Source organism: Paracoccus sp. Arc7-R13, from assembly GCF_004010775.1.
GTDB classification, from domain to species: domain Bacteria; phylum Pseudomonadota; class Alphaproteobacteria; order Rhodobacterales; family Rhodobacteraceae; genus Paracoccus; species Paracoccus marcusii.
In genome coordinates, this window is sequence record NZ_CP034810.1 from 3,165,697 (window position 1) to 3,183,845 (window position 18,149).

The 18,149-nt window shown below is 68.9% G+C and carries 18 protein-coding genes; 4 read left to right on the plus strand and 14 right to left on the minus strand.

The features are described from left to right. Nucleotides 1–2 precede the first annotated feature (2 nt). From der to EOJ32_RS15770, 9 genes are all read right to left on the minus strand, one after another. Nucleotides 3–1,487: a ribosome biogenesis GTPase Der gene (gene der / locus EOJ32_RS15730; protein ID WP_046001301.1), complete on the minus strand. Its 1,485-nt coding sequence runs from the start codon at nucleotides 1,485–1,487 to the stop codon at nucleotides 3–5. After that, complete coding sequence (locus EOJ32_RS15735) at nucleotides 1,484–2,800, minus strand: PQQ-binding-like beta-propeller repeat protein (protein ID WP_127899171.1); 1,317 nt, start codon at nucleotides 2,798–2,800, stop codon at nucleotides 1,484–1,486. Before EOJ32_RS15735 ends, der begins: the two co-directional genes overlap by 4 nt. 26 nt (nucleotides 2,801–2,826) lie before the next feature. Next, nucleotides 2,827–3,468, minus strand: a complete 642-nt coding sequence (locus EOJ32_RS15740; RefSeq protein WP_045983615.1) for a tetratricopeptide repeat protein — start codon at nucleotides 3,466–3,468, stop codon at nucleotides 2,827–2,829. Between the two features lie 130 nt (nucleotides 3,469–3,598). Next, on the minus strand, nucleotides 3,599–4,198 hold the full coding sequence (locus EOJ32_RS15745) for a superoxide dismutase (protein ID WP_045983614.1): 600 nt from the start codon (nucleotides 4,196–4,198) through the stop codon (nucleotides 3,599–3,601). 110 nt (nucleotides 4,199–4,308) lie between these two features. After that, on the minus strand, nucleotides 4,309–4,827 hold the full coding sequence (locus EOJ32_RS15750; protein ID WP_127899172.1) for a sarcosine oxidase subunit gamma: 519 nt from the start codon (nucleotides 4,825–4,827) through the stop codon (nucleotides 4,309–4,311). Beyond that, nucleotides 4,820–7,750: a sarcosine oxidase subunit alpha family protein gene (locus EOJ32_RS15755; RefSeq protein ID WP_127899173.1), complete on the minus strand. Its 2,931-nt coding sequence runs from the start codon at nucleotides 7,748–7,750 to the stop codon at nucleotides 4,820–4,822. The genes EOJ32_RS15750 and EOJ32_RS15755 overlap by 8 nt, the downstream gene beginning before the upstream one ends. Beyond that, the gene (locus EOJ32_RS15760) at nucleotides 7,747–8,094 is read right to left on the minus strand and encodes a sarcosine oxidase subunit delta (protein ID WP_046001297.1); all 348 of its coding nucleotides are present in this window, start codon (nucleotides 8,092–8,094) and stop codon (nucleotides 7,747–7,749) included. The genes EOJ32_RS15755 and EOJ32_RS15760 overlap by 4 nt, the downstream gene beginning before the upstream one ends. Before the next feature lie 165 nt (nucleotides 8,095–8,259). Then, a complete protein-coding gene (locus EOJ32_RS15765; RefSeq protein WP_127899174.1) occupies nucleotides 8,260–8,520 on the minus strand; it encodes a hypothetical protein in 261 nt (86 codons plus the stop codon). A 91-nt stretch (nucleotides 8,521–8,611) separates the two neighbouring features. Beyond that, complete coding sequence (locus EOJ32_RS15770; RefSeq protein ID WP_084693896.1) at nucleotides 8,612–9,877, minus strand: sarcosine oxidase subunit beta family protein; 1,266 nt, start codon at nucleotides 9,875–9,877, stop codon at nucleotides 8,612–8,614. Nucleotides 9,878–10,051: 174 nt separating this feature from the next. On the opposite strand from EOJ32_RS15770, the gene ccmI reads away from it, so the two are divergent. From ccmI to EOJ32_RS15785, 3 genes are all read left to right on the plus strand, one after another. After that, a complete protein-coding gene (gene ccmI / locus EOJ32_RS15775) occupies nucleotides 10,052–11,281 on the plus strand; it encodes a c-type cytochrome biogenesis protein CcmI (protein ID WP_127899175.1) in 1,230 nt (409 codons plus the stop codon). Then, a complete protein-coding gene (gene ruvX / locus EOJ32_RS15780; protein ID WP_045983362.1) occupies nucleotides 11,278–11,754 on the plus strand; it encodes a Holliday junction resolvase RuvX in 477 nt (158 codons plus the stop codon). The genes ccmI and ruvX overlap by 4 nt, the downstream gene beginning before the upstream one ends. 120 nt (nucleotides 11,755–11,874) lie before the next feature. Next, on the plus strand, nucleotides 11,875–11,970 hold the full coding sequence (locus tag EOJ32_RS15785; protein ID WP_127899176.1) for a DUF1289 domain-containing protein: 96 nt from the start codon (nucleotides 11,875–11,877) through the stop codon (nucleotides 11,968–11,970). Nucleotides 11,971–12,023: 53 nt separating this feature from the next. On the opposite strand, the gene EOJ32_RS15790 is transcribed toward EOJ32_RS15785, so the two are convergent. Genes EOJ32_RS15790 through EOJ32_RS20705 form a run of 3 tightly spaced genes read right to left on the minus strand, consistent with a single transcriptional unit; the run spans nucleotide 12,024 to nucleotide 14,085 of the window. Beyond that, nucleotides 12,024–12,968, minus strand: a complete 945-nt coding sequence (locus EOJ32_RS15790; protein WP_045983360.1) for a DnaJ C-terminal domain-containing protein — start codon at nucleotides 12,966–12,968, stop codon at nucleotides 12,024–12,026. 57 nt (nucleotides 12,969–13,025) lie between these two features. Beyond that, entirely contained in the window at nucleotides 13,026–13,613 is a 588-nt protein-coding gene (locus tag EOJ32_RS20700) for an aldo/keto reductase (RefSeq protein ID WP_341872760.1), read from the minus strand. A 19-nt stretch (nucleotides 13,614–13,632) separates the two neighbouring features. Next, nucleotides 13,633–14,085, minus strand: a complete 453-nt coding sequence (locus EOJ32_RS20705) for an aldo/keto reductase (RefSeq protein WP_371705695.1) — start codon at nucleotides 14,083–14,085, stop codon at nucleotides 13,633–13,635. A 338-nt stretch (nucleotides 14,086–14,423) separates the two neighbouring features. Between EOJ32_RS20705 and EOJ32_RS15800 the strand changes: the two genes are divergently transcribed. After that, nucleotides 14,424–15,095, plus strand: coding sequence for an autoinducer binding domain-containing protein (locus EOJ32_RS15800; RefSeq protein ID WP_045983358.1), 672 nt, complete (start codon nucleotides 14,424–14,426; stop codon nucleotides 15,093–15,095). On the opposite strand, the gene EOJ32_RS15805 is transcribed toward EOJ32_RS15800, so the two are convergent. Next, the gene (locus EOJ32_RS15805) at nucleotides 15,092–16,588 is read right to left on the minus strand and encodes a phospholipase D-like domain-containing protein (protein ID WP_045983364.1); all 1,497 of its coding nucleotides are present in this window, start codon (nucleotides 16,586–16,588) and stop codon (nucleotides 15,092–15,094) included. The genes EOJ32_RS15800 and EOJ32_RS15805 overlap by 4 nt on opposite strands. Before the next feature lie 131 nt (nucleotides 16,589–16,719). Continuing rightward, nucleotides 16,720–18,117 (minus strand): GntP family permease, encoded by a 1,398-nt coding sequence (locus EOJ32_RS15810; RefSeq protein ID WP_127899177.1) that lies wholly within the window; start codon nucleotides 18,115–18,117, stop codon nucleotides 16,720–16,722. Between the last annotated feature and the right edge of the window lie 32 nt (nucleotides 18,118–18,149).

The window sequence follows — 18,149 nt, forward strand, 5'->3', positions numbered from 1 at the left end:
GATCAGCTGCCCTTGGGTTTCTGGCGATGCTTGTGCTTGGACAGCGCACCAGATTGCACGATCTTGGTGGCCTTGGCCTTGTAGGGGTTTTCGCCGCCCTGATCGCGGAAGAACAGGCGGATCGGCGTGCCCGGCATGTCGAAATCGGTCCGCAGCCCGTTGATCAGATACCGCTGATAGCTGGTGGGGATCTGGTCAGTATGGGTCGATTTCACGATGAACGCAGGCGGACGCGTCTTGACCTGCGTCATGTAGCGCAGGCGGATGCGACGGCCGCCGGGGGCCGGGGGCGGATGGCTTTCGGTCATCGCACCCAGCCACTGGTTCAGGCGGGCGGTCGGCACGCGGCGGTTCCAGACCTCGTGCGCCTTGATGACGGCGTTGTGCAGGCGGTCCAGCCCCTTGCCGGTCTTGGCCGACACGGTGATCAGCGGCGCGCCACGCAGCTGCGGCAGCAGCTTTTCGAAACTGGCGCGCATCTCGTTCAGTTTGTGGGACTTGTCGTCCTCTGTGTCCCACTTGTTGACGGCAATGACGACGGCGCGCCCCTCGGTCTCGGCGAAATCGGCGATGCGCAGATCTTGGGTCTCGAAGGGGATCTCGACGTCCAGCAGGACGACGACGACCTCGGCGAAGCGCACGGCCCGCAGGCCGTCGGCCACCGACAGCTTCTCCAGCTTCTCGGTCACACGGGCGCGCTTGCGCATGCCGGCCGTGTCGAAGATGCGCATGGGCGTGCCCATGAAGTTCGTGGTCACGCTGATCGAATCGCGGGTGATCCCGGCCTCGGGGCCGGTCAGCAGGCGGTCCTGCCCCAGGATCTTGTTGATCAGCGTCGACTTGCCCGCATTGGGGCGGCCGATCACGGCGATCTGCAGGGGACGGGCCTCGGACGGTCGCCAGTCCTCGGAACCCTCGCCCGATTCGGCGTCCTCCTCGGACAGGTCCAGGTCGGTCACGGCCTCGATCGGGGCGGGACGCTCGGCCTCGATCCTGTCGGCCAGGGGCATCAGCACGCCGTAAAGGTCGTCCATCCCCTCGCCATGCTCGGCCGAGATGCGCAGGGGCTCGCCCAGGCCCAGGGCATAGGCCTCCATGGCCCCCGCCTCTCCGGCGCGGCCCTCGGACTTGTTGGCGGCGACGATGACGTGCTTGGCGCGGCGGCGCAGGATCTCGGCGAAATACTCGTCGGCCGCGGTGATGCCGATGCGCGCGTCGACGACGAACAGGCAGATGTCGGCCTCGTCCACGGCGCGTTCGGTCAGGCGGCGCATGCGCCCCTGAAGGCTGTCATCCTCGGCCATCTCCAGGCCCGCGCTGTCGATCACGACAAAGCGCAGGTCGCCAAGGCGGCCCGCGCCCTCGCGGATGTCGCGGGTCACGCCGGGCTGGTCATCGACCAGCGCAAGTTTCTTGCCAACCAGGCGGTTGAACAGGGTGGACTTGCCCACATTGGGCCGCCCGACGATCGCAAGGGTGAATGTCATCTGAACGCATGCAACTGGCCGTTGCGCGCAACGACGTAAAGGGTTTGACCGGCGACCACCGGGGCCGATGCCGCCCCACCGGGGATCGCCACCTGACCGACCAGCGCGCCGGAGGCGGGATCGAAGCTGCGCAACATGCCATCGCTAGAGGCGATATGCAACCGCCCCCCGGCCAGCACGGGACCGTAATGCGCGTGGACCGCATCCTGACGCCGCACGCGCTGCGTGGTGTAATACGGCAGGGGCTGGCGCCAGACGACGCCGCCCGTCGCCGCATCCAGCCGGACCAGCTGGGCCTGGTCGTTCACGGCAAAGACCGACCCGCCCGCGACGACGACCGGGCTGTTGGCGCCCTCGTCCGCGGTCCAGTCGTTCAGGCCGGTTGACAGCTCGACCGCGCTGATGCGCCCGGAAGAGGTGCCCGAATAGACGCGCCCGCCCGCGATCACCGGATCTCCGGTCACGTCACGGACCACCGCGATGGCGCGTCCGGGACGGGTGCCCGCGATCTGCGACGTCCAGTTGGTCAGGCCCGACTGGCGGTCCACCGCCACGATCTGCCCCGACGAGAACGGGAACACCACCGTGTCGCCCTGCACGGCCGGGACCGACACGCCCATGACGCCCGACCCCGACGGCGTGCCTGCCGCCTGCCACAGCACGCGCCCGTCGCTGGCGCGCACGGCCCAACCCACGGCGTTCCGGGCCGCGACATAGACCACGCCGTCCTGCACGGCCGGGCCGCCGCCGATAGAGGCCTCGACCCGCTGGCGCCACAGCACGGCGCCGCTGGCCGCGTCCAGCGCGACCAGTTCGCCGAAACCGGTGGTGACGAAGACTCGCCCGCCCTCATAGGCCAGACCGCCGCCCGAGGCGCTGTCGACATTCTCCAGCGCGGGCGTCACGTCGGTGGACCAGGCGCGCCCGCCGTTCAGCGCGGTCGCAGTGACGCGGGCGCGGCTGTCCAGGGTGAAGACCCGGCCCGCCGCCACGACGGGGTCGGCGGTGATGCGGTGACGACGGGTTTCGCCCTGGCCGATGGATGCGGACCACAGGGCCGTGCCGCCCGCGCCCAGGGACAGATGGCCCGGCGCATGGGCGGCGTTGCCGCCGCGATGGGTCCATTCGCCGTTGGTGACCGGGGCGGACAGGGATAGCGCGGTGCCGGTGATGCCCGCCGCACCCTCGACCGCGGGACCGTCGGCCGAGATGACGGCCAGGGGGTCCAGGCGCTCTCCGGGCAGGATGATTTCGCGGTCGCCGCAGCCGGCAAGTCCCAGTCCGGCGGCCATCGCCAAGGTCAGTCGCAGCATGGCGGTCATCCCTGTCTCTCAGTCCGTTATTCGGTCGGTTCGGGCGTCTCGCCCAGGGCGATCATCATCTCGGACAGGCGACGACGCAAGGCCTCGGTCAGGCCGTCCTTGTCCTGGATCTGGCGGATCAGGGTGATCGCATCCTCGGGGCGCCCGGCACCGATCAGAGCCACGGCCTTCTGTTCCAGCGCCAGCAGCTCGAACGGCGCACCGGCGCGCGACAGGCGGGTCAGGATGGCGTCGCGTTCGGCCGCATCCATCTGCGCGCCCTGCGCCATCACCAGCTTCAGCTGCGCCAGCTCTCCCAGCACGCTGTCGGGCTGGGCATCGGCCACGCCCTGCAGCGCCTGTGCGCGGGCATCGGGATCGGTCTGCGCGCCCGCGGCCAGCAGCCCGGTCAGCGCCTGCCGCCCGGCCGAGCCGCGCGGATCGACGGCCAGAACGGCGGCGGGGTCGTTCTCGGCCTCGGCCGCCAGGATCGCATCGCCCCAGGCCTGCGCCGCGGCGCGGTCCTGGGCGGCGCTGTATTCGCGCCACGCGGTGAAGCCGACCACCGCCACGATCACCAGGACCACGATCCAGCCGTAACGGCGCATCGCCCCGTACAGGCGGTCGCGCCGCAGCTCTTCGGTGACTTCGTCGATGAAGGTGTCGCTCTGGTTGGCCATGCCCGCCCTGCCGATCTGTCCTGTGTTCCCGTGGTCTTATACCGCGATGGACGGAAATGCCAATGCCGGCGCGGGCGCCACGCAAAAGGCCCGCCACAGGGGGCGGGCCTTTCGATCGATGCGTCCGACCTCACATGCGCGAGGCGACGTTCTCCCAGTTCACCAGCTTGTCCAGGAAGTTCTCCAGGTACTTGGGCCGCGCGTTGCGGAAGTCGATGTAGTAGCTGTGCTCCCACACGTCGCAGCCCAGCAGCGCCGTCTGACCGGTGCACAGCGGGTTCACGCCGTTTTCGGTCTTGGTGATCTCCAGCTTGCCGTCGGCATTCTTGACCAGCCAGACCCAGCCCGACCCGAACTGGCCGACGCCGGCCTCGGCGAACTTCTTCTTGAACTCCTCGACCGAACCGAAGCTGTCCTTGATCGCGGCTTCAAGGTTGGCGGGCATCGGGCCGGGGTTCGGGCCCATCATCTCCCAGAACTGGGCGTGGTTCCAATGCTGGCTGGCATTGTTGAAGATGCCGTTCTGCGCCACGGCGCCCTTCTGGTAGGTGCCCTTGACGATATCTTCCAGCGACTTGCCTTCCCACTCGGTCCCGGCCACCAGCTCGTTCAGCTTGGTGACATAGGCGTTGTGGTGCTTGTCGTGGTGATACTCCAGCGTCTCGCGCGACATGCCGCCGGCTTCCAGGGCATCGTGCGAATAGGGAAGATCGGGAAGGGTGAAGGCCATTTTGCGGTCCTTTCGAAAGGGTTGGTTCGGCTCGGCGCGAACGGTCGCGCATTCGGGGGACAAACGCAAGGGGTGGACCGGGGTTCCGATCCCCCCCTGCGCCAAGGTGGTCAGCGCGGCGCCAGCTGGCTGCCCGGCATGGCCGCATTGGTCAGGATCAGCGACAGGTAATCCGCCGTCGAGCGAAAGCCGATCACGCGGAACCCGCCGTCCACCCGCCAGAAGGCCGCGGCGGTCTGCGCCATGCGCGTGCGGCGCAAGACGCCTGACGGCAGGGCCGGGGCATCGACGGGGGCCAGTTTCGCGATCACGTCCGCGGCATGGGGGCCCGTCACGTCAAACACCGCACGGGCATCCGACACGTCGGCCACCAGCCCGTGTTCACCCGTCAGCGCCTGCGTCAGGTCCGACAGCGCGGCGGACAGGTCCGATGCGGGCAGGATCAGCAACAGCTCGTCCGGCGACATCCACGCCAGGGTGCGGCTGCCGTCGGTCACGGTGCCGGTCGCGTCGGGGATCGCCAGGCCCGCGGCCTCGGCCAGGGCGTCGCCCGCGCGGTCCAGGTCGGCCCGGATGGTGATCATGCCCAGGCCCGCGACGGGGGTGATGGTAGCCAGCGCTTCAGCCATTCTGACGGCTTCCTTCCTTGTCGTAGAAGACCGGATCGACGATCCGGGCCTGCATCACCGCACCGTCCGGCATCGGGAAATCCAGGACCTGCCCCATGCGGGCCGGACCGTGGCGGACCAGGCCCATCGCGATGGGCTTGTCCAGCGTCGGCGAGTGATAGCTGGAGGTGACGCGCCCCTGGGTCTTGCGCTGGCCGTTGCCGTTCGTGCCGTCCGCCACCGCATAGGCGCCGTCGGGTATGACCTTGCCGGACAGGCTCTCCAGCCCCACCAGCTTCCAGCGGGTGCCGTCGGTCATGTGGCTGCGGCGTTGGGCGCGCTTGCCGATATAGTCGGCCTTCTTTTTGGATATCGCCCAGTCCAGCCCCAGATCCTGGGGGATGATGGTGCCGTCGGTCTCGTCCCCGATCATGATGAAGCCCTTTTCGGCGCGCATCACGTGCATGGCCTCGGTCCCGTATGGGGTGATGCCCAGATCGCGGCCGACCTCGTGCAGACGCTCCCACAGCTCCAGACCGCGATTGGCGGGCACCGCGATCTCATAGCTGAGCTCACCCGAGAAGCTGATGCGGAAGATGCGGGCGGGGATGCCCGCGATGTCGCCTTCGGCCCATTGCATGAAGGGCAGCGCCTCGGCCGACAGATCGATGCTGCCCGGCAGGCGTTCCAGCAGGGCGCGGGCCTTGGGTCCGGCCACGGCGATCTGGGCGAACTGTTCGGTCAGGTTGGCGGTATAGACCTTCCAGTCCCACCATTCGCATTGCAGCCAGTCCTCCATGTGCCCATGGATGCGGTCCGCGCCGCCGGTGGTGGTGTGGCACAGCCAGGTGTCGTCGGACAGGCGCGCCACGACCCCGTCATCCATCAGGAAGCCGTTCTCGTTGCACATCAGGCCATAGCGGCATTTTCCGACCGGCAGGGTGGACATCATATTGGTGTACAGCATGTCCAGGAACCGCCCCGCATCGGGCCCCTTGACGATGATCTTGCCCAGGGTCGAGGCGTCCAGCGTGCCGACGCCGGCCCGCACCGCCAGGATCTCGCGGTTGACGGCGGCGTGGCGATCCTCGGTCGCGCGGGGATAGGCATAGGGGCGGCGCCAGTGGCCCACCGGCTCCCAGCTGGCGCCGTTGCGGTCGTGCCAGGCGTGGATCGGCGTCTTGCGCAGCGGCTGGAACGCCTCGTCCTTGGCCTCGGCCGCGATGGTGGCCAGGGTCAGCGGCGTGTAGGGCGGACGGAACGTGGTAGTGCCGGTCGCCTGGATGGGCTGGTTCAGCGCGTTGGACAGCACCGCCAAGCCGTTGATGTTGGACAGCTTACCCTGGTCGGTCGCCATGCCGAGCGTGGTATAGCGTTTGGTGTGCTCGACGCTGGCATAGCCCTCCTGGGCAGCCAGTTCGACATCGGTGACCTTCACGTCGTTCTGGAAATCCAGCCACATCTTGGCGCGCAGCTTGTAGGGCGCGCGGGCGGGCATGACCCAGACAGGCATGGTCGCACCCGCAGGGCTTTCCAGATCGCCGGCGCAGTGCAGATCACCATTGGCGGCCCCCGCGACGGTCACGTTGCCCTGCCCGTCCGCACCCAGGGGCGGGCGGTCGGGGTCGGGGCGGAACATCGATTGCGACTCGTCCCAGGTCAGCTTGCCGCCGCAATGCGAATAGAGGTGCACGACCGGCGACCAGCCGCCCGACATGGCCACCACGTCGCAATCGACGGTCTGGCGCGGCGCGCCGTCGCCTTGGTGGTCGCACAGCACCACTCCCTCGACATGCTTGCCCCCCTTGACCTTGGCGACGGCCGTGCCGGTCAGGACAGTGATGCCCGCGGCCCGCGCGGCCTGGGGCAGCGCCCCGTCGGCGGTGGGACGGACATCGATGATGGCCGGCACCTCCAGCCCCGCGGCATGGGCCGTCAGGGCGGTGCGATAGGCGTCGTCGTTGTTCGTGACCACGACGATGCGCCGCCCCGGTGCCACGGCGTAATCGGTGATGAAGTCGCGGACGGCGCTGGCCAGCATCACGCCCGGCACGTCGTTGCAGGCAAAGGACAAGGGACGCTCCAGCGCGCCGGTCGCGGCGATTACCCGGCCCGCCCGGATGCGCCACAGGCGCTGGCGGGGGATGCCCTGGTTCGGGTCATGATCGGCCAGCGATTCCCGCGCGATCAGATAGCCGTGGTCGTAAAGGCCGGTGGCCATGGTGTTGCGGCGCAGGGTGACGGTGTCGCGGCCTTGCAGGTCGGCCAGCAGCGCATCGATGGCGGCCCGTCCGCCGTCGTGGTCGGTGGGCGTGCGCCCGCCCCAATGGGCGCCCTGTTCCAGGACCAGGACCGTGCCGCCCGCCAGTGCCGCGTCGCGTGCGGCGGTCAGGCCCGCGATGCCGCCGCCGACCACGACCGTGTCGGCAAAGCCGTAGGCCTGTTCATAGCGGTCCGGATCGGGGTCGGTCGGTGCCCGGCCCAGGCCCGCGCTGCGGCGGATGATCGGTTCGAACAGGTGCTTCCAGAAGGGGCGCGGATGGATGAACGTCTTGTAGTAGAAGCCCGCCGGAAAGACCGGCGACAGCCAGTTGTTCACCGCGCCCACATCGGCATCCAGGCTGGGCCAGCAGTTCTGGCTGCGCGTGACCATGCCGTGGGTCAGGGGCGTGGTGGTGGCACGCTGGTTCGGTTCGAACCGGCCCCCCTGGCCCAGGCCCAGCAGCGCGTTCGGCTCCTCGGCGCCCGAGGCCAGGGGACCGCGTGGGCGGTGATACTTGAAGGACCGGCCCATCAGCATCTGGCCGTTGGCCAGAAGCGCCGAGGCGATGGTGTCGCCGGTCAGCCCGCGCAGGTGGCGGCCGTCAAAGCGGAACGGCACCTGCCAGGCACGGTCGATGCGGCGGCCACCGGCGGGCAGTCGGAAGGGGGGCGTGTGGGTCATTCGGCGATGCCTTCGGCGGGGGTCCAGTCGGGTGTCCAGTCGGGGCGGACCTTGCGGATCGCCTCCACGATCTGGGCAGGGGGATGGGGCGTCTGCGCCCTGTAGGTTCCGAACACCTGCAGCGTGGCGGTGCAGCGCGCGGCCAGGAACCACTTTCCGCAGCCATAGGCATGGCGCCAGCGTTCAAAGTGCACGCCCTTGGCGTTCTTGCGCGCGAACAGGTAGCTTTCGAACTCCTCGTCGGTGCCGTTCGGGCCGATGCGGGCCAGGTGCGCCTCTCCGCCCGGATGCAGTTCGGTTTCCTCGGCGTTCACACCGCAATAGGGACAGGTCAGGATCAGCATCGGGCTTCCTTGGGGTGCGAGAGTTGCGGATGCGAAAAGGCACCGCAGCGGCGCAAGCCGGCGGTGCCGTCTGTCCGACATGCCGTCGGACGCAGGCCGGGGGCTGACCGCCCCCGGACCCCCGTGGTCGCGCGGGACGGCCGGGCCGTCCCGCGCGTCAGGGCATCAGTTGGCCGGAGCCGGGGTTGCCGGTTCGGCAGGGGCGTCGACGGCCGCGGGGCTGTCGGTCTCGACAGAGACGGCAGGGGCGTCGGCCGCAGGTTCGGCCGCCGGCGTCTCGACGCTGATGTTGGTCGTGTCGCCTTCGACCGGATCGGTCGTGGCAACGCCGGTCGGTTCGCCTGACATGAAGAAGAACAGCAGTGCAACGACGACGACGATGCCGCCGACGATGAAGTAGAGACCATTGTTGTTGCGGTCAGCCATGATGAACCCTTTCGGTCGGACCTGTCATGGCAAGGCAATTCGCGGATGGCGTCCGGGGTTCCGTCGCGGGAAAACATCGGCGCGCCCTCGCCTAATGCGCGACGCCGGCGGCGACCGATTCGTCGATGAACCGGCCCTCGCGGAAGCGGTTCAGCCCGAAATCGGCGGCCAGCGGACCCGGCGTTCCCTTGGCGACCAGCTCGGCCATCGCCCAGCCGGAACCGGGGATCGCCTTGAACCCGCCGGTGCCCCACCCGCAGTTCACGAAGATGCCGCCCACCGGGGTCGACGACAGGATCGGGGACCGGTCGCCGGTCATGTCGACGATGCCGCCCCATTGGCGCAGCATCTTCAGGCGGCTGATCATCGGAAAGGTCTCGATCAGGGCGCGGACGGTTTCCTCGACATGCTGCCAGGAGCCGCGCTGGGTAAAGTTGTTGAACCCGTCGGTGCCGCCGCCGATCACCATCTCTCCCTTGTCGGATTGCGACATGTAGCCGTGGACGGTGTTGGCCATCACGACCACATCCATGCAGGGCTTGATCGGTTCGCTGACCAGCGCCTGCAGCGCGACGCTTTCGATGGGCAGGCGGAACCCGGCCATGGCCGCCAGCTGGCTGGAATGGCCCGCGACCACGATCGCCAGCTTGTCGCAGCCGATGCGCCCCTTGGAGGTATTGACGGCGCGGACCTGCCCGCCCTCGGTCTCGACCCCGGTCACCTCGCAGTTCTGGATGATGTGCATGCCCATGTCGGAACAGGCCCGCGCATAGCCCCAGGCCACCGCGTCATGGCGCGCCGTTCCGCCGCGGGCCTGATAGAGGCCGCCCAGCACCGGATAGCGCGGCCCGTCCAGGTTGATGATCGGCACCTTGGCCTTCAGCTGCTGGGGATCCAGCCATTCGGTCTGAACGCCCTGCAGGTTGTTGGCATAGACGGTGCGCTTGTAGCCGCGGATCTCATGCTCGGTCTGGGCCAGCATGATCAGCCCGCGCGGGCTGAACATGATGTTGTAGTTCAGGTCCTGGGACAGGGTCTCGTACAGGCTGCGCGACTTCTCATAGATCGCCGCCGACGGGTCCTGCAGATAGTTCGACCGGATGATGGTCGTATTGCGACCCGTGTTGCCGCCGCCCAGCCAGCCCTTCTCGATCACCGCGACGTCGGTGATGCCGAAGTTCTTGCCCAGGTAATAGGCCGTCGCCAGCCCGTGCCCGCCCGCACCGACCACGATCACCTTGTAGCGTGATTTCGGTTCCGGGCTGGCCCAGGCCCGCGTCCAGCCCTTGTGCTGACGCAGCGCCTCGCGGGCGATGGCAAAGACGGAATAGCGTCGGGCGCGGGGGGCTTCGGGCATGGTGCCTCTCAGGAAACGGGTTGCCTGCACCATGGCTGCGGCGGGCCCGACCCTCAAGGCGGCTTGCGGCAGATCGCGGCGAAATGCGACATGCGACATTCGGACAGCCCTGTCGCAGCGCGCTTTCGGTCCGCCGCCATCCGCGCTAGGAACGGGGCCAACCGGAGGTGACGCATGTTCTGGATCCTAGCTGCCGCCCTGACGGCCATCACGGCCCTTGCCATCCTGTCGCCCCTGCGGCGGGGTCGCGGGGGTGCCGCCCCTGCCGCGGCCTACGACCTGCGCGTCTATCGCGACCAGCTGGCCGAGGTCGAACGCGACCTGGACCGCGGCGTGATCGGCCCCGACGACGCGCAGCGCCTGCGCGCCGAGATCGGGCGCAAGGTGCTGGACGCCGACCGTCGCGCCGCGCTGTCGGCCCCTGCCACGCGCGCCGGCCGCGCGCTGTGGCCCGCGGTCGCGTTGGCCGCGATGCTGGCCGGTGCCGTGGCGCTGTATCTGCGCGAGGGCGTGCCGGGCGCCCCCGACATGCCGCTGGCCGAACGCTTTGCCGCCGCCGACGCCGCCTATCGCGACCGCCCCAGCCAGGCCGAGGCCGAGGCGGCGGCCCCCGCCCGTCCCGCGCCTGACCTGTCGCAGGCCGATCCCGAATACCTGACGATGATCGACCAGCTGCGCGACGCCGTCGGGCGCAACCCGGACGACCAGCAGGGTCTGGCGCTGCTGGCCAGCAACGAGATGCGCCTGGGCAACCTGGCCGCCGCCCGCGCGGCCCAGCAGCGGCTGGTCGACCTGCGCGGCGATCAGGCCGATGCCGTCCAGCTGATGCAGCTGGCCACGCTGATGGTCGATGCCGCAGGCGGCGTCGTCACCCCCGAGGCCGAGGCCGTCCTGCGGCGCGCCCTGACGCTGGACCCCACGCAGCCGCAGGCACGCTATCTGCAGGGCGTCCTGCTGATCCAGAACGGCCGCCCCGATCGGGCCTTTCCGCTGTGGCGCGGCCTGCTGGACGAAGGCCCCGAGGGTGCGCCCTGGATCGCCCCGATCCGCGCCGCGATCCAGGATCTGGCTTGGCTGGCGGGCGATGACGAATACCGCGCGCCGGCACCCCCCGCCGCGGACCTGCCCGGCCCCGATGCCGACGCCCTGGCCGCGGCCGAGGACCTGTCCCCCGAGGATCGTGCCCGCATGATCCAGGACATGGTCGACCGCCTGCAGCAGCGCCTGGCGACGCAGGGCGGCTCTCCCGAGGAATGGGCGAGGCTGATCGCGGCACTGGCGATGCTGGACCAGCGCGACCAGGCGACCGCGATCCTGACCGAGGCCCGCCAGCGTTTCGGCAGCGCCCCCGACGCCCTGGCCCCGATCGAACGGGCCGCGACCGAGGCGGGGCTGGACGGATGATCCACGAGGACATGACCGATTTCGCCGCCGCCCTGCCCCGCTTCGGCGCGCTGGCCGGGCTGGACCTGGGCACCAAGACCATCGGCGTCGCCGTCAGCGACGGCATGCGGGGCGTGGCGTCCCCCATCACCACGATCCGCCGGACCAAGTTCACCCAAGATGCGCAGGCGCTGCTGACACTGATCGCGGACCGGGGGCTGGCCGGGCTGGTCCTGGGCCTGCCGCGCAACATGGACGGCTCCGAAGGGCCGCGCGCCCAGGCCACCCGCGCCTTCGCGCGCAACATGACCCGGCTGACCGACCTGCCCATCGCCTACTGGGACGAACGCCTCTCCACGGTCGCCGCCGAACGTGCCCTCTTAGAGGGCGACACCTCGCGCAAGCGCCGGGCCGAGGTCATCGACCAGGTCGCCGCGGGCTACATCCTGCAGGGCGCCCTCGACCGCCTGCGCCACATCGCGACCCATGGATAAGGGCGCGACCGCCGCGCGTCAGCGCGGCCATGGGCCAAGCGGCAGCGTCCGGGCCGGGCTCCGCACGGCCCGTCCCCCGCGACCCGAACCCCGCTCCGCGCATCAGAAAGACAGCCGCCGATGATCGAAAGCCCCTGCATCAAGCTGTGCCGCATCGACGCGGTCCGCAAACTGTGTCTCGGCTGCCACCGCACCCTGGCCGAGATCGCGGCCTGAGGCCGCATGACCCCCGATGCCCGCGCCCGCATCATGGCCGTGCTGCCCGCGCGTCAGGACGCCTCGGACATGCCCCGCCGCGGGTCATAGGCGTTCTCACGCCGCCATTCCTCGAAGAACGCCGCCAGCTTGGCGTCCACCTTGGCCGGCATGGCGATGCGCAGCTCGACATGCTGATCGCCGCCGTTCACGCCGCGCCCCCGCAGCCGTAGCCGCTGCCCCGAGGTCGCGCCCCGCGGGATGGTCAGGTTGACGGGCCCGTCGATGGTCGGGGCCGCGACCTTGCCGCCCAGCACCGCCTCGTCCAGGCTGATCGGCAGGATCAGGTGGATGTCGTCGCCGTCGCGCGTGAACTGGGGATGCTCGGCGACCCGAACCTCAAGATAGGCGTCGCCGGGCTCTCCGCGGCCGATGCCGGGTTCGCCCTTGCCGCGCAGGCGGATCACCTGGCCGTCGCGCACGCCCTTGGGGATGGTGACCTCCAGCGTGCCGCCCTGCGGCAGGGTGATGCGATTGCGCCCCCCACGGACCGCGGTCAGGAAATCCACCTGCAGCGCCAGCCGCAGGTCCTGGCCGCGCATGTCGGACGTGCGCCCGCCGCCGAACCCGCCAAAGCCCCCGAACCCGCCAAAACCGCCGCCGCCCCGCGGAGAGGCGCGCTGTCCGAACAGGTCGGCAAAGACATCCGACAGGTCCGGATCGCCGCCATGGCCAGGCGCGTCACCGAACGGGTTGCCGCCCGCCCCCGGGCGACCCTGCCAGCGGGGTGCCTGTTCCTGGCCCTGGGCGTTGATCTCGCCCGCGTCAAAGCGGCGGCGCTGGTCGGCATCCTTCAGCAGGTCATAGGCAGCCGAGGCCGCCGCGAACCGTTTGGCGGCGGCCGGATCCTGGTTCAGGTCCGGGTGATCGGTCTTCGCGATGCGCCGATAGGCCTTCTTGATCTCATCGGCACTGGCGCTTCGCGACACGCCGAGTGCTGCATAGGGATCGCCTGCCATGCCTGGTCCTTCGTGTTCATCCGTCCTGTCGGTAAGATAGAGACGGTCGGGTTCACATCAATAGGGCAGCGGGTGGGCGCGGTGCAGGCGCTCGATCCCGCGACGCAGCTCGTCGGGCAGATCCCGGTCCAGACCCGCGATCAGATGGCGCAGCTGATCCATCGTCGTGGCACCGATGATCGGCACCACCTTGAAGGGCCGCGTCAGCTGCCAGGCGATGACCATGTGCACCACGTCCCAGCGATGCTCCGCCGCCAGGCGGCCATAGGCCTCTGCCGCGGCCACCCCGCGGTCGGTCTTGCGCCCACCCAGGTTGCCCTGCCCGCCGGTGGCCTCGTCGACCGCCGCGCGGCTGCCCTCGGGCATCGCGCCCGAGGCGTATTTCCCGGTCAGCAGGCCCGCCGCCAGCGGCGAATAGGACAGCAGCGTGACGTCCTCGTTCACCGCGACCTCGGCCAGATCGGTGTCGTAGAGACGATAAAGCGGCGAATACTCGTTCTGGATCGCGGCCATCCGCGGCCCGCCGATCTCATCGGCCACGTCGCACCACCGCGTCAGGCCCCAGGCCGATTCGTTCGACAGGCCCACGGCGCGGATCTTGCCCGCATCGACCGCATCCGACAGCGCGCCCAGTACGTCGCGCATATGCGCCAGCGTCTGAGCCTTAGTCCTGGCCCGACGGATCGAAGGCCCAGTTCTGCCGGAACCCATAGGATCCGCGCACCGGCCAGTGCAGCTGATAGAGGTCGATCCGGTCCGTCTGCAGCCGGCGCAGCGAGGCGTCGATGCAGGCCGTGACCGTCGCCCCGTCGAACGGCGCCCCGTCGCGGACCATCTGGCTGGGTCCGGTGATCTTGGTCGCGATCTCGACCCGGTCGCGGTTGCCGGTCCGCGCCAGCCAGCGCCCGATGATCTCCTCGGACAGGCCGACCGTCTCGCGGCGGGCGGGGTTCACGGGATACATCTCGGCGCAGTCCATGAAGGTCATCGCGACCTCCAGGGCGGCATCCATCTGCGCATGGGCCTCCGCCTCGGCGGTCTGGTTGCCGAAGGTCATCGTCCCCAGGCAGATCCGGCTGACCTCGACCGCGCTGCCGCCCAGTTTCACACGTTCCATCGGACCACTTCCCTGTTTGCGATTTCGGGCGCAGGCTAGCGATCCCCCCGCCGGGCGCAAGCCCGCGTCGGACATGAAAAAAAGGACACCCCCGAAGGGGCGTCCTGACATGACTGAAATGAGGGCATAGCGCCCGCTAACCGTCCCGACAGGCACGACGTGCGCAAGACATCGCATAAGGGCAAATGACCCCGCGGGACTATAGCCCCGTAAGGCTATGTTGCCCCGCTGCAACGACAGTCAGGAAAGCCCCCCTTGCCGTACCCGCCGGCTGCTCTTAAATGGGCGAACAAATCTGTTCACCCCGTGTCGTTTTCGCTGTTCCAGGTGTCTTCCGGATGTCCGTGCACGCCCTTGCCCAGATCGACGATGCCCTGTCGGTACTGGCACCCCGCGGCTTCACCCTGGGGTTGCATATCCGCTATTCGCGCCCGGTCAGGCGCGTATCGACCTATCCCTCGCAGTGGATCCAGACCTATACCCGCTGCAATCTGGGCGTCGGCGACCCGATGGTCATGTGGTGCGTCCTGAACGAGGGCCAGATCCGGTGGAGCGCCCTGACCCGCCTGCTGCCCGATCCGCTGAACGTGATGGGCCAGGCGCGCGATCACGGCCTGACCTATGGCGCGGCGCTGTCCTACGGCCCGGCCGAATCGCGGTCCTATATCGGGGCGTCCCATGGCGAGCGCGAGTTCACGGATGCCGAGATCGCCAGCATGGCCGACCTGCTGAAACGGGCGCATGACATGGTCGACCGCACCGCCTCGCTGCGCCCGATCCTGGTCGACGCGCTGGAGGCGATCGCCTGCGGCATGACCTATGACCAGGCCTGCGAGGCGCTTGGCATCTCGCGCACCGCGCTGCGCTATCGGCTGCGCATGGCGCGCACCGCCCTGGGCGTCGAGGACAACCCCCATGCGATCCGCAAGGCCATCGATGCAGGGCTGCTCAATGGGATCAGCGTGTCCGGGCTCAGCAAGGGGCTTCCCACCGGGCCCGACCAGGACTAGGCCGACTTGCGCCGGCGCCATTTCAGCCGCTTGGGCCAGTGCCAGCGACGGATCAGGCCCTTGCGCTTGCCCAAAGGCTCAAAGATCTTGTCGGGCCCTTCCGGGTCCAGGATCTCGTTCTCGGCCAGCCAGGCCTCGAAGCCGCTCAGTTCGGGGATCTCGTAGGGGATCAGGGTGCGGCCCTGCCCCTGCGTGCCGCGATTGGCATCGATCATCGCGATCAGGCTGCCATGTTCCTTGATGCCCTGCGTGACCTGATCGGGCGTCATCGCCAGATGTTCCGCCAGCAGGTCGTCGCGCAGCGCGGTGATCGTGGCGCGCGTCGCCTCGGCGCCCGGACGTTCGGCGGCCAGCATCACGTCGCATTCCGTGTCCAGCCGCATCGAGCGGTTGTTGAAGTTCGACGACCCGACCCGCAGATAGGTGTCGTCGACGATCGTCACCTTGGCATGGACATAGATCTCGGCACCCGCATCGGTCACCGGGTGATAGATGCGCAGCCGGTCGCGATGGTCCAGCTTGCGCAGCGCCTCGACGAGCTGGGCGCGGGCGGTGTCCATCGCCATCGGCTCCAGCCAGCCCTGGGCGCTGACCGGGTTGATGATGACGATCTCGGGGGGATCGTCCTCGGCCAGGCGCTTGGCGATGGCCTGGGCGATGCGGCGGGACGCGAAATACTGACTTTCGGCATAGATGACCCGTTTCGCCCGCGCGATCAGGTCCAGATACATCTGCTCGACCTCGTAGGCCGGCTGGACGTCGGGAATGTCCGGACGGGTCCGCGCGATGGCCAGCGCGACGTCGCGGAACGTGGGCTTGATCGCGTCGGGCCAGCATCCCGACGCGTCGCTGACCGCCGACAGCTCCTCGCCGCAGGCGATGCGCCAGCGGTCGCGGGCCAGATCGCCCATCGCCCGCGCGGCGGGTCCGTCAAAGGCGCTGGTCGCGTCGTGCCAAGGCTTCATCAGCTTGCCGCTGGCGCTGGTGCGGCGCGGATCGTCGTCCTTGTGTTCGCGCGTGTCCCACCGGCCCTCGGTCATGTCGATGCCGCCGCAGAAGGCCAGGCAGTCGTCGATGACGACGATCTTGTGGTGATGCGAACTGGCCAGCGGGTGCTTGCCGTCCAGGCGCAGCGTGATGCGCGGATGCATCTTCCAGCGCAGGATCGTCAACAGCGTGCTGCCCCGGAACATCGCCTTGAAGGCACCGGTGTCCCACCGCAGCAGGCGCACGTGCAGCGTGGGGCGGCGGCGGGCCAGCCACATCACGAAATCGCCCAAGGCCGGGGGGCCGCCGTCCGCGGCGTCGCCCAGGTGAATGCGGGCGTCGAAGTCCCAACCGATCATCAGGATCGAATGGCGCGCCTGCAGCATGGCCTGGCGCACGGCACGGAAATATTCGTCGGCATCAGCGATGAACGCGAACCGCCCCGATTGTTCGACCCGCCAGCAGTTCCATCCCGGACGGGCCAGCCGATCACTCGAAGCATCCATGTTGTCCCGCCGTCCCTTTTGCTGCTGCCCCGCCATGCGGCGCGTCAGCGCAACACGAAGGGCGACCTTCGGTTCCATTAAGGAAGTGTTTGCCGCACGATCAAGGTCGACCGTGCGGCAGCGATCCGACCCTAGCCGAACAGCGCGTTGCAGATCAACAGCATGGCCAGCGACGATCCCCAGGCCAGCGTGGTCGGCACCGACCACAGCAGCATCTGGTGCTTGGCCTGCTTGACGCCCAGCATCCGGTTGATGACCCAGAAGTAGCTGTCGTTGAAATAGCCGAAGACCATCGACCCGATGGCCGCGGCCTGGGCGGCAAAGACCATGTTCACGTTCGGCATGTTCATCAGGATCGGCGCCGAGATCGACGCGCCCGTGATCATCGCGACCGTGCCCGAACCCTGGATCAGGCGCACCAGAGAGCTGATCACGAAGGGGATCAGCACTGCCGGGATGGCAAGACCCGCCACCGCCTGGCCGATCACGTCGCCCGCGCCCGAATCGCGCAGGACCGAGCCCAATGCCCCGCCCGCACCGGTCACCAGCAGGATGATGCCCGCACTTTCCACGCCCTGCTCCATGTAGCCCAGCACCTCGTCGCGCGGACGGCCGGGCAGCAGGGTATAGATCGACACCAGAAGGCCGATGGCCACCGCGATCACCGGGTTGCCGAAGAAGGACATCGCCTGCACCAGCAGGTTCGTCTCCAGCGCCGGGTCGCCCGAGGTGCGCACGACCGCCGTGGCAATGGTGTTCAGAAAGATCAGCACGATCGGCAGCAGCAGCGGCAGCACCGACAGGCCCAGGGACGGCAGGACCTTCTGGCGGTCGTCCACGGCCTCCTCGAACTGACGATAGGCGGCCGAGAGGTCCTCGCCGGTGTCGGTCTGGATCATCCGCTCGATCCGGGGGCCCATGGCGCGGGCATAGAAGACGATGACCGCCATGCCGGGGATCGTGAAGACGATGCCCCACAGGATCATCAGCCCCAGATCGACGCCATAGATGCCCGCGACGCCCAGGGGGCCGGGGGTCGGCGGCACGGCATGGTGGGTCAGCATCAGCCCGCCCGCCAGCGCGATGCCAAGCGTCAGCACCGACTTGCCCGAGGACCGCGCCAGCGCCTTGACCAGCGGCGACAGGATCACGAAGGCGCTGTCGCAGAAGATCGGGATCGACACGATATAGCCCGTCAGGACCATCGCCCAGTCCTCGCGCTTCTTCCCGACCCACCGGATCAGCGAATAGGCCATCTGCTCGGCCGCGCCCGACACCTCCAGGATGCGGCCCATCATCACGCCGAAGCCGATGACCAGGCCGATGGTGGACAGCGTGCGACCGAAACCGGTGGTGATCGAATTGATCACCTCGGCGGGCATCATGCCGCCGATCAGGCCCGACACGGACGCGGCGATGACCAGCGCGATGATCGCGTGGACCTTGGTCTTCACGACCAGGAAGATCAGCAGGAAGATGGCAAAGCCAAGTCCCGCGATCAGCTGGAACTCCGTTCCGGGTTCAGCCATGGGTTAGTCCTCCACTGCGCCCGTCACGGGGC